This window comes from Curtobacterium sp. MCBD17_023 (assembly GCF_003224415.1).
In the GTDB taxonomy this organism is placed as follows: Bacteria; Actinomycetota; Actinomycetes; order Actinomycetales; family Microbacteriaceae; genus Curtobacterium.
This window is the reverse complement of the sequence record NZ_QKLJ01000007.1, coordinates 1-14,251: the sequence shown is the minus strand read 5'-3', so window position 1 is coordinate 14,251 and position 14,251 is coordinate 1. Positions and strand designations below refer to the sequence as shown.

11 protein-coding genes are annotated in these 14,251 nt (G+C 72.8%); 7 read left to right on the top strand and 4 right to left on the bottom strand.

From position 1 onward, the window contains the following. Window positions 1–3 precede the first annotated feature (3 nt). Window positions 4–858 carry a polyphosphate kinase 2 family protein gene (locus DEI84_RS10040; protein ID WP_258371753.1) on the top strand — a complete coding sequence of 285 codons (855 nt, stop codon included), beginning with the start codon at window positions 4–6 and terminating at the stop codon, window positions 856–858. Between the two features lie 259 nt (window positions 859–1,117). Beyond that, complete coding sequence (locus tag DEI84_RS10035) at window positions 1,118–3,241, top strand: DEAD/DEAH box helicase (RefSeq protein ID WP_110890717.1); 2,124 nt, start codon at window positions 1,118–1,120, stop codon at window positions 3,239–3,241. A gap of 98 nt (window positions 3,242–3,339) precedes the next feature. On the opposite strand, the gene DEI84_RS10030 is transcribed toward DEI84_RS10035, so the two are convergent. Further along, a complete protein-coding gene (locus DEI84_RS10030; RefSeq protein WP_110890716.1) occupies window positions 3,340–3,852 on the bottom strand; it encodes a DinB family protein in 513 nt (170 codons plus the stop codon). A gap of 111 nt (window positions 3,853–3,963) precedes the next feature. Between DEI84_RS10030 and DEI84_RS10025 the strand changes: the two genes are divergently transcribed. Next, window positions 3,964–5,133: an exonuclease SbcCD subunit D gene (locus DEI84_RS10025; protein ID WP_110890715.1), complete on the top strand. Its 1,170-nt coding sequence runs from the start codon at window positions 3,964–3,966 to the stop codon at window positions 5,131–5,133. Continuing rightward, complete coding sequence (locus DEI84_RS10020) at window positions 5,133–8,186, top strand: AAA family ATPase (protein ID WP_110890714.1); 3,054 nt, start codon at window positions 5,133–5,135, stop codon at window positions 8,184–8,186. The genes DEI84_RS10025 and DEI84_RS10020 overlap by 1 nt, the downstream gene beginning before the upstream one ends. Window positions 8,187–8,273: 87 nt before the next feature. On the opposite strand, the gene DEI84_RS15705 is transcribed toward DEI84_RS10020, so the two are convergent. After that, a complete protein-coding gene (locus DEI84_RS15705) occupies window positions 8,274–8,450 on the bottom strand; it encodes a hypothetical protein (RefSeq protein ID WP_181419450.1) in 177 nt (58 codons plus the stop codon). Then, window positions 8,447–9,253, bottom strand: a complete 807-nt coding sequence (locus DEI84_RS10015; RefSeq protein WP_258371752.1) for a class E sortase — start codon at window positions 9,251–9,253, stop codon at window positions 8,447–8,449. Before DEI84_RS10015 ends, DEI84_RS15705 begins: the two co-directional genes overlap by 4 nt. 103 nt (window positions 9,254–9,356) lie before the next feature. Between DEI84_RS10015 and DEI84_RS10010 the strand changes: the two genes are divergently transcribed. Further along, window positions 9,357–9,848: a GNAT family acetyltransferase gene (locus DEI84_RS10010; RefSeq protein ID WP_110890713.1), complete on the top strand. Its 492-nt coding sequence runs from the start codon at window positions 9,357–9,359 to the stop codon at window positions 9,846–9,848. 18 nt (window positions 9,849–9,866) lie between these two features. Here the strand turns inward: DEI84_RS10010 and DEI84_RS10005 are convergent, their stop codons facing one another. Further along, complete coding sequence (locus tag DEI84_RS10005) at window positions 9,867–10,787, bottom strand: EamA/RhaT family transporter (protein ID WP_110890712.1); 921 nt, start codon at window positions 10,785–10,787, stop codon at window positions 9,867–9,869. A gap of 36 nt (window positions 10,788–10,823) precedes the next feature. Here DEI84_RS10005 and DEI84_RS10000 point away from each other — a divergent pair, with 36 nt between their 5' ends. Then, window positions 10,824–12,050 (top strand): CPBP family intramembrane glutamic endopeptidase, encoded by a 1,227-nt coding sequence (locus tag DEI84_RS10000; protein WP_146236348.1) that lies wholly within the window; start codon window positions 10,824–10,826, stop codon window positions 12,048–12,050. A 9-nt stretch (window positions 12,051–12,059) separates the two neighbouring features. Beyond that, window positions 12,060–13,907: a DNA helicase RecQ gene (gene recQ / locus DEI84_RS09995; protein ID WP_110890710.1), complete on the top strand. Its 1,848-nt coding sequence runs from the start codon at window positions 12,060–12,062 to the stop codon at window positions 13,905–13,907. Window positions 13,908–14,251: the final 344 nt, after the last annotated feature.

Sequence of the window (14,251 nt, the reverse complement as noted above, 5' to 3'; positions counted from 1 at the left end):
CCCGTGAGCCGTCAGAAGTCCTGGAACGCCGACCCCGAGCCGCTCCTCCGCGTCGGCCCCGGGTTCCGGCTCGACACGGTCGACCCCGACGCCACCCCGGGGTTCCCGGGCCGCAAGATCGACGGGCTGGAAGCGCTCGCCGCGGGCGCCTCCCGCCTGGCGGCCCTGCAGGAACGGCTCTGGGCAGCGGCGACGGCGGGGGACCAGCGCCGTGTGCTGCTCGTCCTGCAGGCGATGGACACCGCGGGCAAGGGCGGCATCGTCTCGCATGTGGTCGGCGCGGTCGACCCGAACGGCGTGCGCTACGCGGGTTTCAAGGCCCCCACCGCTGAGGAGCGCGAGCACGACTTCCTCTGGCGCGTCGAACGGCATCTGCCGGACGCGGGACAGCTCGGCGTCTTCGACCGCTCCCACTACGAGGACGTGCTGGTCCAGCGTGTCCGGCAGTTCGCCGGACCGGACGAGATCGAACGGCGCTACGGCGCGATCGTCGACTTCGAGCGACGGCTCACCGAGCAGGGCACGACGATCATCAAGGTGATGCTGCACATTTCGAAGGACGAGCAGCGCGAACGACTCGGCGACCGTCTCGACCGGCCGGACAAGCACTGGAAGTTCAACCCGGGCGACATCGACGACCGCCTGCTCTGGGACGACTACCAGGACGCGTACCAGGTGGTCTTCGACCGCACCTCGACAACGGAGGCTCCCTGGTACGTCGTGCCGGCGAACCGCAAGTGGTACGCCCGCCTCGCCGTCCAGCAGCTCCTGCTGCGCGCCCTCGAGGACATGCACCTCTCGTGGCCCGCGGCGGACTTCGACGTGGCCGAGCAGCGCCAGCGGCTCGCCGAGTCCTGACCCGACCGCCGGGAGGCCCGTCCCGCCTCCGGCTCCGGCCTCGCCGGTCGACGGGGCTGGTCTGATCGGGCGCGGTCGCGTATGCTCGATCGGTCGGCCTTCGACACCGCGGCCGCGAGCCGCGGACGTGTTTGGGTGTTGTGTAGTTCGAGGGCTGGAATCGCGTCGATCGACGTTGCGATGAACCCCCTCTCCACGAGCCGCCCCCGCCGATGTCGCTGCCGGGCTGCGTGGTACGTCTGCACCCCGGAAAGAACACATGGCCCCGTACGACAAGGGCGCGAACTCCCGCGCCGACCGCACCGACCGCACGCGTCACCCGAACGGCACCCCTGCCGCTCGCAGCGCCAAGCACCGCGGCTTCCGCGCCGCCGAGCCGACGGCTCCCCGCCAGAAGCAGCGCTGGGACGCCGACGAGCGTCGTTCCCGTCCGTCCTCGGGCGAGCGCCCGAACTGGGAGCCGCGCGACAGCCGCGGCAGCCGCCCTGCGTGGGAGCCGCGCGGTGCGGGCCGCCCCGCGCGCGGTTCGGACCGCGACGAGCGTACGCCGCGTCGGTTCGACCGTGATGACCGCGCCCCGCGCAGCTTCAACCGTGACGACCGTGCTCCGCGTCGTGACGCCGATGACCACGGCCCCCGTCGCTTCGATCGCGATGACCGCGCACCGCGCAGCTTCAACCGTGACGACCGCGCGCCGCGCCGTGACAGCGACGAGCGTGCTCCGCGTCGCTTCGACCGTGATGATCGTGCGCCGCGTCGTGGCAGCGACGAGCGTGCTCCGCGTCGTTTCGACCGTGACGAGCGTGCTCCGCGTCGTGGCAGCGACGAGCGTGCGCCGCGCAGCTTCAACCGTGACGACCGTGCGCCGCGTCGTGACAGCGACGAGCGTGCTCCGCGTCGTTTCGACCGTGACGAGCGTGCTCCGCGTCGCTTCGACCGTGACGACCGTGCGCCGCGATCGTTCGACCGCAACGACCGCGCCCCGCGTCGTGACAGCGATGAGCGTGCTCCGCGTCGCTTCGACCGTGACGATCGCGCCCCGCGTCGTGACAGCGATGAGCGTGCGCCCCGTCGCTTCGACCGTGACGACCGCGACCGCGCCCCGCGTCGTGACGACGCTCCCCGCGGCCACTTCGTCCCGGCCGACGACGTCAAGCTCGAGAAGCTCCAGGCCGAGTCGATCGTGGCCGCGGACGTCGAGGGCGTGACCTTCGGCGACCTCGGCATCGGCGGCAACATCTCCCGCGCGCTGGCCGAACTCGGTGCGAGCAGCCCGTTCCCGATCCAGGCGGCGACGATCCCCGACGTCCTGGCCGGCAAGGACGTCCTCGGCCGAGGCCGCACCGGGTCGGGCAAGACGATCGCGTTCGGTGCGCCGCTGGTCGAGAAGCTCATGGAGCACGGCGGCGGCACGAAGCGCAAGATGGGCCGCGCCCCCCGTGCGCTCATCCTCGCCCCGACGCGCGAGCTCGCCCTGCAGATCGACCGCACGGTGCAGCCGATCGCCCGGTCGGTCGGCCTGTTCACGACGCAGATCTACGGCGGTGTGCCCTACGGCCGCCAGGAGGGTGCCCTCCAGCGTGGCGTCGACATCATCGTCGGCACCCCGGGCCGTGTCCAGGACCTCATGAAGAAGGGGACGCTCGACCTCAGCGAGGTCATCATCTCCGTCCTCGACGAGGCGGACCACATGTGCGACCTCGGGTTCCTCGAGCCCGTCCAGGAGATCCTCTCCGCGACGGCCGAGGTCACCCCGCAGGGCAACCGCGCGCAGAAGCTCCTGTTCAGCGCGACGCTCGACACCCAGGTGGCGGCGCTCGTCGAGGAGTTCCTGCACGAGCCGAGCGTGCACGAGGTCGCGGGTGAGGACCAGGCGTCCTCGACCATCGACCACCGCGTGCTCGTGGTCGAGCAGCGCGACAAGGACCGCGTCCTCGAGGAGCTCGTCGCCGGCGAGGGCAAGACCATCGTCTTCGCCCGGACCCGCGCCTACGCCGAGCGTCTCGCCGACCAGTTCGAGGACGCCGGCATCCGCGCGACCTCGCTGCACGGCGACCTCAACCAGTCGCGACGCACCCGCAACCTGCAGCTGCTCACCAGTGGCCGCGTGAACGTGCTCGTCGCCACCGACGTGGCGGCCCGGGGCATCCATGTCGACGACGTCTCGCTCGTCGTGCAGGCCGACGCCCCGGACGACTACAAGGCGTACATGCACCGGTCCGGCCGTACGGGTCGTGCCGGCAAGGAGGGCACCGTCGTCACGATCGTCCCGCGCGGCCGTCGCCGCAAGATCGAGGGCATCCTCGAGCACGCGGAGATCGAGGCGGACCTCGTCGAGAGCGGCCCCGGCGACCGCATCATCGCGGAGCTCGCCGCGCGCTGACGCGACCACGAGCGCGCGGGAGGCCCGGTATCAGCTGGTACCGGGCCTCCCGTCCGTCGTCCGTGCGCGAAGCGCGACGCGGGCGACGACGCAGCGCGTCAGCGGTTGAAGAAGAGCACGCCCCGGGCGTAGCCGGCCTGGCCGGCGTGCTGGACGCAGTCGTCGAGGATGCTCACGAGCCGCACACCGACGGTCACGGGCGGGTCGTACGAGTCGTCGACGACGGTCTCGAGGTCCTCCGGCGAGAGCGTCTGCAGGTACGCGACCGTGCGCGCGTGCACCGCGTCGAGGTACCCGGTGAGGAGTGCCGCCGACGCGCGGACGCGACCGACGTCGTCGCGGGACATGCCGTACCCGAGCGCCTCGGCGGGGAAGGGCAGACCGAAGCGTTCGACCCAGCCGTCCGCCGTCCACACCTGTTCGGTACCGGCGAGGGCGGCGACCTGGGCGTCCTGACCGCGGGCGATGTGCCAGGCGAGCCAGGCGAGCGTGTTCGCCCCGGCGGCCGGTCGGGACGCGAGCTGGTCCTCCGACAGGCCGTCGACGGCGCGTCCGACGGTCTCGGGCACGCGGGAGAACGCTTCGACGAGGAGTTCGGCGGGAGTGGTCATGTGTCCGACCGTACGCCGCCCGGTCGTCCACCGGTGCCCGCGGTCGTCCGGTCCTCCACAGGGCCAGCGTGGGCGTCCGGGATGTCCCCGGCGGCCGTTACCGTGGCTCACATGCGGATCCTGCACACCGGCGACTGGCACCTCGGGCGCACCCTCCTCGGTGCGGACCTGCTGGAGCACCAGGCGGCGTTCCTCGACCACCTCGTGCAGGTCGTCCGCGAGCGGTCGGTCGACCTCGTGGTGGTCGCGGGGGACGTCTACGACCGGGCGATCCCGCCGGTCGAGGCGGTCCGCATGCTCTCCCACGTCCTCGAACACCTCGCGGAGACGGCGACCGTCGTCGTGACCCCGGGCAACCACGACTCCGCGGTCCGACTCGGATTCGGTGCGGGCGTCATGAGCGACCGGGTCCGGATCCTCGCCGAGCCGTCCCGGCTCGCGGAGCCGGTGCTGGTCGACACCGACGACGGCGGCGGTCCGGTCGCGGTGTACGGCATCCCCTACCTCCAGCCCGACATGGTGCGGTACGCGCTCGCGCCCGTGCCCGACGAGCCGCTCGCCCGCTCGCACCAGGCCGTCGTCGGCGCGGCGATGGACTGGGTGCGGCGCGACCTCGCGGAACGCCCCGGCACCCGGTCGGTGGTCGTCGCGCACGCCTTCGTCGGCGGCGCGCTGCCGAGCGACAGCGAGCAGGACATCCGCGTCGGGGGCGTCGACCGGGTCGCCGAGTCCACCTTCGACGGCGTGGACTACGTCGCCCTCGGACACCTGCACGGGCCGCAGCGCGTCGGTGCAGGCGACCGTATCCGGTACGCCGGATCCCCCCTGGCCTTCTCGTTCGGGGAGCGGAACCACAGCAAATCCGTGACGCTCGTCGAGCTCGCGGCCGACGGGGCCGTGACGGTCGACCTCCTCCCGACGCCCGTACCGCGCCGGCTCGTCGACGTGCGCGGCAGCATCGCCCAGATCGAGTCCGGGGCGTTCTCGGAGCACGCTGACGCATGGGTGCGGGTCGCCGTGACGGACACCGTGCACCCGGAGCGTCTCTACGCCCGGGTGAAGGACCGCTTCCCGCACGCCCTCGCCATCACGCACGAGCCCGCAGACGTCCCCGACCGGACACCGGCCCGAGCCGTCAGCGCGACGTCCGACCCGGTCGAGGTCGCCGCGGACTTCGTGACCTACGCCACCGGCGGCCGTCCGGACGACGTGGAGCTCGGGATCCTGCTGGACGCCTACGAGTCCGCCGCGGCCGCCCTGGCCGAGCAGGGAGCACGCTGATGTACCTGCACCGCCTCGACCTCCGCGCCGTCGGCCCGTACCCGGACCTCGTCTCGATCGACTTCGCCTCGCTCGCCGCGTCCGGGGTGTTCCTGCTCGAGGGCCCCACCGGATCCGGGAAGTCCACGATCATCGACGCCGTGGTGTACGCGCTCTTCGGCGGACTCGCCGGCAGCGACGCCAGTGCCGATCGACTGTACAGCCAGCATGCCGACCCCGCCGTCGAGCCCTTCGTGGACCTGGTGTTCGAGACGGGTGCGGGCGTGTACCGCGTCCGTCGCACGCCGCCCTACGACCGTCCGAAGCAACGGGGGAGCGGCACGATCCGGCAGCAGGCGTCCGCGCAGCTCTGGCGACTCGCCGACCCGTCGGACCTGGTCGGCGAACCGCTGTCCCACCGGGCGCCGGAGATCGGCGCCGAGGTCGCCCGCGTCGTCGGACTGAACCGCGACCAGTTCCTGCAGACCGTCGTGCTGCCGCAGGGGGAGTTCGCGAAGTTCCTCCGCGCTCCCGGTGAGGACCGTCGGAAGCTCCTGCAGTCACTCTTCGGGACCGCGGTCTACGACCGGACCGCCGACGAACTCGCGGCGCGGCGACGAGCTGCGGTCGCCGAGGTCGAGGCGGCGGACGCCCGGGTGCGCGACGCGCTCGGCCGGTTCAGCCAGGCCTCCGGGGACGACGACGCCGACGAGTCGACCGCCGGCGACGTCGTGGCCGTGCTGCACCGGACCGCGGCCGCGCACGAGGACGCCCGCGCACGCGCCGCGGCCGCCGCACAGCACACCGTCGCCCACCTGCAGGACCTGACCGCGCGCCAGGCGGCCGTCGACCGGCGCCGTGACCTGCTCGCCCGCCAGGACGCCATCGCCGCCGGAGCGCAGGCCGTCGCCGAGCACCGGACCGCCCTCGTCCTCGCGGACCACGCCGCCGTGGTCGTGGCGGTCGCGGACGGCGCCGCCTCGGCCGAGGACCGGCTCACCGCGCTGGTGGGCGAGCGCTCGACGGTCCGCGACCGGCATGAGGTCACCGATCCGGCACCCCGGGCGACCCACGACCGGCTCGCGGCGGTCCTCGCCGACGTCCGGCACCTCGTCGAGCTCGAGCGGACCCTCGCCGACCGGACGGTCGCGGTCGGGACCGCGGTCGAGGAGCTCGAACGGACGCGCACCCGGATCGGTGCCGCCGCCGAGGCGCTCGCTGCCCGACCGGACGAGCGCGCCGCGATCGTCCTCGCGGCGAGCCAGGCAGCCGACACCGCGGCCGATGCCGATGCTGCTGCACGCGCGGTCGCGACCGCACGGGAACTCGCGCGTCTGCTCGCCGCACGGGCCGCCGCTGCCGACACCGCAGCGCACACCGCAGCCGCCGTCAGCGAGGCGGCCGCCACCGCGTCCGGCGCACTCTCGGTCGAGAACGACCTCCGGGCTCGCCGCATCGCCGGCCTGGCCGGTGAACTCGGCGCGGCGCTGACCCCGGGCGACGCCTGCCCCGTCTGCGGTGCGGTCGAGCACCCGGCCGTGGCGCAGCCGCAGGAGGACCACCCGAGCGCCGACCAGATCGACCGCGCCGCTGCGTCCCGCGCTGACGCCGAGCGCGCCCTCGCCGCCGCGACGGCCGAGCACGCCGTCGCCAGTGCCGAGCTCGTCCGTCTCACCGAGGCCGTCGGTGACCACGACGACGCGTCCGTGGCTCGGCAGCGCAGCGACGCGGAGGCCCGCCTCGACGCAGCCCGTGCCGCGGCCGACGCCGTCGAGGAGCACGAGCGTCGGTTGCAGGCCCACGACCGGGCGACCCGGTCGCTCGAGGAGGACCACCACGACCTCGTCACGCGCAGTCGGGTCCTCGCCGACCGCATCGAGGGAGACCGCACTCGCATCGCCGACGACGAGCAGCGCGTGCAGGCGGCGAGACAGGCCGTGCTCGCGGTCGCCATCGAGGCCGAGTCAGGAGGTGCCGGGTCGGAAGCGAGGACCGCCATCGACCCCGGCGTCGACGAGACCCTGGCCGACCTGGTCGGACGGGTCGAGGCCGTGGCCGCCGTGCTCCGTACCGTGGCGGACCTGGACGACCGCGTGACCGCCGCCGAGCGGGACGTCGCCGACCGCAAGGCCGAGGTCGACGCCGCCGTCCAGGCGCAGGGCTTCACCGACGTCGGCTCCGCACGGGCCGCCGCCCTCGACCGCACCGAGGCGGATCGACTCCGCGGGCTCGTGGCCGCCGCGGACCGGGAGCTGGCCGTGGTCGAGGCCGGACTCGCGGAGCCGGCGGTCGTCGCGGCAGCGGAGGACCTGGCGGCCACGACGGCGCGCGAGGACGGCGAGGGCAGCGTCGTGCTCGACCTCGACGCCGCCCGGAGCGCCCGGGATGCCGCTGCCGCCGCCCTCGACGACGCCACCCGAGCCGCAGCAGCCGCGGCCGAGCGTGCCGCCGCTGCGGAGCGGTGCGCCGCCGACCTCGCACGGGCCGTCCGATCACGGGACACCACGAGCGCCGAGAGCCGCGCGGTGGTCCGTCTCGCCGACATCGCCACCGCGGCACCGACTGCAAACCCGACCGGCATCACGCTCGGAACCTACGTGCTCATGCGGCGGTTCGAGGACGTCGTCGCAGCAGCCAACGACCGGCTGCGAGCGATGCTCGCCGGACGGTTCGCACTCGAGACGTCGGACGAACGGGAGACCGGTACCCGGGCCCGGCGGACCGGTCTGGCACTGGCGGTCCGCGACCACCTGACGGACAGCACCCGGGACCCGAGGAGCCTGTCCGGTGGTGAGACCTTCACATTCTCGCTGTGCCTGGCGCTCGGGCTCGCCGACGTCGTGCAGGCGGAGGCGGGCGGGGTGTCGCTCGGCACGCTGTTCGTCGACGAGGGGTTCGGCACCCTCGACCCGGAGACCCTGGACGACGTCATCGGACAGCTGTCACGGCTGACCGCGGGCGGACGTCAGGTCGGCATCGTGAGTCACGTCGAGGAGCTCAAGCAGCGGATCCCCGAGCGGATCGCCGTCCGACGCACGCCCGAAGGCGGCTCCCGCGTCACCACCACCGTCTGACCGGCCGGACCCCTGACGAGTGCCGGCCGGTCAGTGCCGGCCGGTCAGCGCTCACCAGTGACCGTCCGCCCGGTGATCGTCCGCCGGTCAGGGGGAGTGGGGTGCGTCCACGGTGCCGTCGGGCGGCGGCAGGATGTCGGCCGCGATCCACGGGAACACCCACGTGAAGAGGACGAACACGATCGCGACCAGGAGCACGAGCAGCTCGAGCACCTTGAGCGCAGTGGGGCCGGGCAGGAGGCGCCACACGAGGGGGAAGATCACTTGGCCGTCTCCGAGAGTTCCTTCGGCGTGCCGTCCGACGCCTGCATCCAGTAGTCCATCTTCGCGTGCACGATGTACCGCTCGGCAGCGGACCACATCGGGTGACAGGCCGTCAGGGTGAGCCAGCGGTCCTCGGCGCCCGGCTCGACCCCGGGCTTGTTCGGCACCGGAGCGATGGTCTCGATCTTGTCCGGCGTGACGATCTGGCTGTCGGTCACCTTGTAGACGTACCAGACGTCGAACTCCTTCTCCGCGTCCGTGACACGGACGACGATCGAGTCACCGTCCTGCATCTCGGCGATCTGGTTGAGCGGCTTGCCGTAGGTGACACGGTGACCGGCGACGGCGAAGTTGCCCTCCGCCCCGGGCATCGCGGTGTCCTGGTAGTGCCCGAGCCCGATCGTGTTGAGGACCTGCTCGCGGTCCGTGCCCTCCCCGATCGGACGCGTGTAGTCCGCGCCGAAGCGGGGGATCTGCATGGTGCCGAACACGGTCGACATCCCCGGCGGCTCCGACAGCACGGGTGCCTCGTCCCGGTGCTCCGGACCGACGGCCTTCTTGGTCTCCGGCTGCTTGAGCGTCTCCACGAGGGCGCTCTGCTCGTTCACGGCGACGACGTCCGTCCACCAGGCGGTCCACACCACGTAGAGCCCGGTGCCCGCTCCCGCGATGATGAGGAGCTCCGCGAGCAGTGCGACGAGCGCGCCGAAGACGGTCTGGCGGGGGCGTCGTCGCCGGGGCCGCTCGGCATCGGCCGCGTCGCGGGCGTCGCGTCGCGTCGGCAGCGTGTCGTGAGAGGTCACTGGGGCTCCGGTTCGTGTGGACGGCGCAGTAGGTCTATCAGACCACGGCGACGGCTCGCTGCGGGGATCATCCACAGGGCGGTCCACCGCTACCGTGGTGGAGATGGAGCACCTCATCCGCCCGTTCCGTCCCGAGGACACCGATGCCGTCGTCGCGCTGTGGGAGTCCTGCGGGCTCGTCCGACCCTGGAACGACCCCCGTCGGGACATCGCACGCAAGCTCACCGTGCAGCCCGAGCTGTTCCTGGTCGCGGAGGGCGCTGCCGGGGGTGCCCCGGAGGTCGTCGCCGCGGGCATGGCCGGTTTCGACGGGCACCGGGGCTGGGTGAACTACCTCGCGGTGCGCCCGGACCTGCAGGGCGGCGGGCTCGGACGGGCGATGATGGCCGAGTTCGAGCGGCTGCTCACGGACATGGGGTGCCCGAAGCTGAACCTGCAGGTCCGCGCCGGGAACGAGCAGGTGATCGCCTTCTACGAGACCCTCGGGTACGCGCCGGACCAGGCGGTCTCGCTGGGCAAGCGGCTCATCGTCGACGATGCGGGTCCGGGGCCGGATGCGGTTGAGGTCGGGCGATCGGGCGCCGCAGAACTCTGACGATTCCTCGCAGTCCTCTCAGGACAGGGCGAGCCCGACGGATGCGGCGAACGCCAGCACGATGCCCGTCGCCTGCACCGCGGTGAGCCGTTCACGGAGCACGAGCCCGGCGAGGAGGACCGTCCCGATCGGGTAGAGCGCGTTGAGCACGCTCATCACCGGCAGGGTCGACGGGTCGTCACTCGAGTGCAGGCCCGCCTGGATGAACAGGTTGGCGACGGCGTCGAGGACCCCGCACCCGACCACCGCGAGCACGAGCGCCCGGCCCGGTCCGGACCGCACGGCACCGGACCCGGCGCCGGCAGGGCCGCCGACCGACCCTGCGTCGTGTGGCGGGCCTCCCGGCCGGAGCCGCACGACCACGAGCGCCGCCGCACCGAGCAGGACCGCCTGCACGACCCGCGCCACCACGAGCGTCGCGACGCCCGCGTCCGTCGGTGATGCGTCGTACGCCAGGACGATCCCGCCGAGTCCGCACCCCGCCGCTGCTGCCGTGACGACCCCGCGGGCGGTCAGGCGGGCACCACCGCTGTCCGGCACCGCCGCCACGAGGACGACGGCGACGCCCGCCACGACGAGCGCGACCACCCCGAGCGGGGAGAGCACCGTGCCGCGGAGGAGGGCGACCGCGACCGGCACGACCGCGGTGAAGACCGCCGTCAGCGGCGACAGGACACTCATCGGTCCGGTCGCGAGCGCCGCGTACAGGAGGAGCACGCCGACGCCGCCGGAGACCCCGGCCACCACGCCCCATCGGACGGCCTCGCCGCCGAAGCGACCGCCGAGCAGGGCGAGTCCGACCAGGAGGGGCGCGAGACCGACGGCGGCGGCGACCGCCGTCACGGACACCGCCCGTGCCCGGCGGGACGCGAGGCCGCCGAGGAAGTCCGCGGCGCCGTAGACGACGGCGCCGGCGAGGCCGAGCAGCACGGTGATCACGGGTCCCATCCTGCCCGGACCGGTACCCTGCTCGGCGTGAGCGTTCCCTACCACCGGTTGCCCCGTGTCGATGCGGCTTGGCGGTGGTGGCGTCCGCTCGTGGCCCTGGCGGTCTTCCTCGGCTTCTACGTGCTGTCGCAGATCGTCATCGCGATCGCCTACCTCGTGCCGATCGGGGTGCAGCGCGGCCCGGAGGGGCTGAACGACCTGCTGGCGAAGCTGTCCGAGGGGGCGCTCGACCCGACGGACCCGCTCGTGTTGTCGATGTCGCTCGTGTCCCTCGTGGTGCTCCTGCCGGCGATCATGCTGTCGATGAGGATCGCGCGGCTCGGTCCGTACGGGCTGCTGTCCTCGATCCGGCTACGGATCCGGTGGGGCTGGCTCGGATGGTGCCTGCTGCCGCTGCTGGTGCTCGGGATCGTGATGTTCCTGCTCCAGTCGTGGGGCATGTTCGCCTTCGACGGCGGGCTGCACTGGAACACCGCCGCGATCGGTCAGTCCACCGTGTCGTTGCAGACGCTGACGGTGACGATCCTGCTGGTCGTCCTGCTCGTGCCGTTCCAGGCGGCGGCCGAGGAGTACGTCTTCCGCGGGTTCCTCATGCAGACCATCGGCTCGTGGATCCCGGTGCGGGTCGTCAGCACCGTGGTCGCCGTCGGGGTCTCGACGCTGCTGTTCGCCGTCCTGCACGTCCCGAACGGGTACAACATCTGGGGCATCCTCGACGTCGGCTCGTTCGGGCTCGTCGCGGCGGTCATCGTGCTCCGGACCGGCGGGCTCGAGGCGACGGTCCTCCAGCACGCGCTGAACAACATCATGATCTTCGTGCTGCAGGCGCCGGGCTGGTCCGAGATCGACCTGACCGGCGAAGGCTCGCAGGGCTCGTGGCAGGGCTTCGTCGTCACGCTGGCGTCGTCCCTCGGGTACTGGGGACTCGTCGAGCTCGTGGCCCACTGGCGGAAGCTGGACCGTCGGTTCCCCGGACAGGAGGCCCCGCGGTTCCGTGGACCGGTGCCGCCCTGGGCGGGCGGTCGGCAGTGGCTCCGGCCGGGAGGCCCGGGCTGGTCCGGTGCGCCGGCGCTCGGTGACGGGTCGGTCGCCCCCGGCGACTCGGTGCGGGAGCCGGTGCGGGTCGGCGCCGGTGCCGACCCGGACGAGGGTGTCGGTGCGTCCGCCGATGCCGATGCCCATGCCGATGCCGGTCACGCCACGTCCGCAGCGGTGACTGTGGAGAAGTCCGGTGGTGTCGGCCCCCGGCCGTAGGCTCGTCGCATGAGTCCCACCGCGCCCGCGCCCGAGTCGGCGGGCACCCGCTCCGCTGCCCTCGACGTGCTGCACCGGGTCTGGGGGTACGACGCCTTCCGCGGGGAGCAGGCCGCGATCATCGACCGTGTCGTCGCCGGCGGGGACGCCCTCGTCCTCATGCCCACCGGCGGCGGCAAGTCGCTGTGCTACCAGGTGCCCTCGCTCGTGCGCGACGGCGTCGGCGTCGTCGTCTCGCCGCTCATCGCCCTCATGCAGGACCAGGTCGACGCCCTCGCCGCGAACGGCGTCCGGGCCGCGTTCCTCAACTCCACGCAGGCGCCGGACGAACGTGCTCGGGTCGAGCGCGCGATCGTCGCTGGCGAGGTCGACATGCTCTACCTCGCTCCGGAGCGCCTGAGGATCGAGTCGACGCGCGCGCTCCTGGACCGGGCCCGCATCGCGCTCTTCGCCATCGACGAAGCACACTGTGTCGCCCAGTGGGGGCACGACTTCCGGCCGGACTACCTCGAGCTGAGCATCCTGCACGAGCGCTGGCCGACCGTGCCGCGCATCGCCCTGACCGCCACCGCGACGCCGCAGACCCACCGCGAGATCTCCGCCCGGCTCGGACTCGACGACGCCGCCCACTTCGTCGCCGACTTCGACCGGCCGAACATCCAGTACCGCATCGAGCCGAAGACCGGCGCCCTGCAGCAGCTCCTGACGTTCATCCGCACCGAGCACAGCGGGGACGCCGGCATCGTCTACTGCCTCTCCCGCAACTCGGTGGAGCGGACCGCTGCCGCCCTGGTCGACCAGGGGATCGCCGCGTTGCCGTACCACGCCGGCCTCGACGCCCGGGTGCGTGAGCGCAACCAGTCCCGGTTCCTGCGCGAGGACGGCATCGTCATGGTCGCCACGATCGCGTTCGGCATGGGCATCGACAAGCCGGACGTCCGTTTCGTCGCGCACCTCGACCTGCCGAAGTCGGTCGAGGGCTACTACCAGGAGACCGGTCGTGCCGGCCGCGACGGACTGCCCTCGACGGCGTGGTTGGCGTACGGCCTGAACGACGTCGTGCAGCAGCGCCGGATGATCGACCAGTCCGAGGGCGACGCCGCACACCGCCGGCAGCTCAGCGCGCACCTGGACGCCATGCTCGCCCTGTGCGAGACGGTCGAGTGCCGACGGGTGCGCCTGCTCGCCTACTTCGGGCAGGAGTCCACGCCGTGCGGCAACTGCGACACGTGCCTCGCGCCGCCGGAGTCCTGGGATGGCACCGTGCCCGCACAGAAGCTGCTGTCGACGATCGTGCGGCTCGACCGTGAGCGCGGGCAGCGGTACGGGGTGGCGCACCTCGTGGACATCCTCACCGGCAAGCAGTCGCCGCGCGTGCAGGAACTCCGGCACGACACCCTCGCGACGTTCGGCATCGGCCAGGACCTGTCCGACGCCGACTGGAAGGCCGTCGCACGCCAGCTCCTGGCGCAGGGGTACGTGGCGGTCTCCGGCGACGGGTACGGCACGCTCGTCCTCAGCCCGACCAGCGCCGACGTCCTGGCCGGACGGGTCGAGGTCCGGATGCGTCGCGACCCGGTGAAGGCGCCGCGTGCCGGTCGCGCCCGCCGAGCCGTCGTGTCGGACATCCCGCAGGAGGCCATGCCGCTGTTCGAGTCGTTGCGACAGTGGCGAGCCGGGCAGGCACGCGAGCAGGGGGTCCCGGCGTACGTCGTGTTCAACGACGCCACCCTGCGCGGGATCGCCGCGGTACGACCGTCCGACCTCGACGAGCTGTCCGAGATCTCCGGTGTCGGTGCGGCCAAGCTCGACTCCTACGGGCGTGCGGTCCTGGACGTGGTCGCCGCCGCCGGGTGAATCGCGAGCGTCGGGTATTGCAGATGTGAAATACGCGCACTATGCTCGGTCCCACTCGCCGGCGCCGACATCGGCGGGACATCCGACTCCTCCTCGGGAAAGGTCCGCTGTGTCCTCCACGCCGCTCTTCGACGCGATCGCCAGGCGAACGGCCGTGGCCGGCGTCACCCCCGCTGCCGGTCGTCCGTTCGGCGGTGCAGTGTCCGCACCGGGCGTACCTGGCGCGCCGGCCGCTCCGGTCCGACTCGACGCACCCGCTGGACTGGCCCGTCCGAGCACGTCGGACCCCGCAGTGCTCACGGACCCTGCAGTGCTCACGGACCCTGCAGTGCTCACCGCGCCCG